This is a genomic window from Streptomyces coacervatus, from assembly GCF_029223485.1.
In the GTDB taxonomy this organism is placed as follows: Bacteria; Actinomycetota; Actinomycetes; order Streptomycetales; family Streptomycetaceae; genus Streptomyces; species Streptomyces coacervatus.
This window is the reverse complement of the sequence record NZ_JARHTP010000061.1, coordinates 1-1,416: the sequence shown is the minus strand read 5'-3', so window position 1 is coordinate 1,416 and position 1,416 is coordinate 1. Positions and strand designations below refer to the sequence as shown.

Sequence of the window (1,416 nt, the reverse complement as noted above, 5' to 3'; positions counted from 1 at the left end):
AACACAGTGGACGCGAGCAACTGAGGACAAGCCCTCGGCCTATTAGTACCGGTCACCTCCACACCTTGCGGTGCTTCCAGATCCGGCCTATCAACCCAGTCGTCTACTGGGAGCCTTACCCCATCAAGTGGGTGGGAGTCCTCATCTCGAAGCAGGCTTCCCGCTTAGATGCTTTCAGCGGTTATCCCTCCCGAACGTAGCCAACCAGCCATGCCCTTGGCAGAACAACTGGCACACCAGAGGTTCGTCCGTCCCGGTCCTCTCGTACTAGGGACAGCCCTTCTCAAGACTCCTGCGCGCACAGCGGATAGGGACCGAACTGTCTCACGACGTTCTAAACCCAGCTCGCGTACCGCTTTAATGGGCGAACAGCCCAACCCTTGGGACCGACTCCAGCCCCAGGATGCGACGAGCCGACATCGAGGTGCCAAACCATCCCGTCGATATGGACTCTTGGGGAAGATCAGCCTGTTATCCCCGGGGTACCTTTTATCCGTTGAGCGACGGCGCTTCCACAAGCCACCGCCGGATCACTAGTCCCGACTTTCGTCCCTGCTCGACCCGTCGGTCTCACAGTCAAGCTCCCTTGTGCACTTACACTCAACACCTGATTGCCAACCAGGCTGAGGGAACCTTTGGGCGCCTCCGTTACCCTTTAGGAGGCAACCGCCCCAGTTAAACTACCCATCAGACACTGTCCCTGATCCGGATCACGGACCCAGGTTAGACATCCAGCACGACCAGACTGGTATTTCAACGACGACTCCCCCCGAACTGGCGTCCGGAGTTCACAGTCTCCCAGCTATCCTACACAAGCCGAACCGAACACCAATATCAAACTGTAGTAAAGGTCCCGGGGTCTTTCCGTCCTGCTGCGCGAAACGAGCATCTTTACTCGTAGTGCAATTTCACCGGGCCTATGGTTGAGACAGTCGAGAAGTCGTTACGCCATTCGTGCAGGTCGGAACTTACCCGACAAGGAATTTCGCTACCTTAGGATGGTTATAGTTACCACCGCCGTTTACTGGCGCTTAAGTTCTCAGCTTCGCCCCACCGAAATGGAGCTAACCGGTCCCCTTAACGTTCCAGCACCGGGCAGGCGTCAGTCCGTATACATCGCCTTACGGCTTCGCACGGACCTGTGTTTTTAGTAAACAGTCGCTTCTCGCTGGTCTCTGCGGCCACCCCCAGCTCACGGAGTAAATCCGATCACCGGGTGTGGCCCCCCTTCTCCCGAAGTTACGGGGGCATTTTGCCGAGTTCCTTAACCATAGTTCACCCGAACGCCTCGGTATTCTCTACCTGACCACCTGAGTCGGTTTAGGGTACGGGCCGCCATGAAACTCGCTAGAGGCTTTTCTCGACAGCATAGGATCATCCACTTCACCACAATCGGCTCGGCATCAGGTCTCAGCC

Annotated in this window: 1 rRNA gene; it reads right to left on the bottom strand. The window is 56.9% G+C overall.

The window, feature by feature from the left end:
* Positions 1-22 precede the first annotated feature (22 nt).
* A 23S ribosomal RNA gene (locus P2Q00_RS50560) occupies positions 23-1,416 on the bottom strand; the annotation flags it as partial.